This window comes from Amycolatopsis sp. NPDC003676, assembly GCF_053587275.1.
In genome coordinates, this window is the sequence record NZ_JBSFNS010000323.1 from 1 (window position 1) to 1,289 (window position 1,289).

Sequence of the window (1,289 nt, forward strand, 5' to 3'; positions counted from 1 at the left end):
CCTGCAGACCGACGTGGCTGTCACCCATCTCGCCCTCGATCTCGGCGCGCGGCACCAGGGCGGCGACGGAGTCGATGACGATGATGTCGATGGCGCCGGAACGCACCAGCATGTCGGCGATCTCGAGCGCCTGCTCACCGGTGTCGGGCTGGGAGACCAACAGCGCGTCGGTGTCGACGCCCAGCTTGCGGGCGTAGTCGGGGTCCAGCGCGTGCTCGGCGTCGATGAACGCGGCGACGCCGCCGGCGGCCTGGGCGTTGGCCACCGCGTGCAGCGCGACCGTGGTCTTACCCGAGGATTCCGGGCCGTAGATCTCGACGACGCGACCGCGCGGCAACCCGCCGATACCGAGCGCGACATCGAGCGCGATGGAGCCGGTCGGGATGACGGAGATGGGCTGGCGGGCCTCCTCGCCCAGGCGCATGACCGCGCCCTTGCCGAAGCTCTTCTCCACCTGCGCCAGCGCCAGCTCCAGCGCTTTGTCGCGATCGTAGGCCTGCGGTGCCATGATGTGGTCCCCTTCTCGAGGTGAGTGTCTCTCTGGTTGGCGCCCACAGTAGAGGCCGGCACCGACAAGTTCTGGCGCTCAGATTAGTCGAACACCCATTCGAGTCAAGCGACGCGCCCGGCAACACGCGAGGACCCGCAAACCCGGCGCACATCACACACCGCGGACCCCGCCGTCACCGCTGCGGCAGCACCGAATCGTCGCCCTCGGCGCGCGGCCCGAAGATCCGCCGCTCGGATTCGTCGATCCGCACGTCGTTGATGCTGGCCTCGCGCCGCGCCATCCGCCCATCCGGCGCGAACTCCCACTGCTCGTTGCCGTAGCTGCGCCACCACTGCCCGGTCTCGTCGTGCCACTCGTACTGGAAGCGCACGGCGATGTGGTTGTCGTGGAAGGCCCACAGGTCCTTGCGCAGGGCGTAGCCGTTCTCGGTGGACCACTTGCGGGTGAGGAACTCGACGATCGCGGCGTGGCCGGTGAAGAACTCGTCGCGGTTGCGCCACACCGAATCCTCGGTGTAGGCCGCGGCGATCCGCTCGGGATCGCGGGTGTTCCAGGCGTTTTCGGCGGCGAGCACCTTGGCGCGCGCGGATTCGAGGTCGAAGGGTGGCAGTGGCGGTCGCACGGGGGCCCGGATCCTGACCTCGGGAATCGAGGCGGGCGCACCGGTGCGGGAGGCGGTGCGCAGCGCGCCGTGGGCGGCCGAACGTGCCCGCCTGCACGCCGAACTCGGCGCGCCCGGCTACAGCGCGCACTGGCGGGCCACCGGCGCCGATCTGTG

Annotated in this window: 1 protein-coding gene and 1 pseudogene; both read right to left on the reverse strand. The window is 70.2% G+C overall.

The genetic code is table 11. The features are described from left to right. Positions 1–508 (reverse strand): annotated as a pseudogene (locus ACWDNU_RS46095) (recombinase RecA); the annotation flags it as partial. A gap of 175 nt (positions 509–683) precedes the next feature. After that, entirely contained in the window at positions 684–1,133 is a 450-nt protein-coding gene (locus ACWDNU_RS46100) for a nuclear transport factor 2 family protein (RefSeq protein ID WP_355277691.1), read from the reverse strand. Between the last annotated feature and the right edge of the window lie 156 nt (positions 1,134–1,289).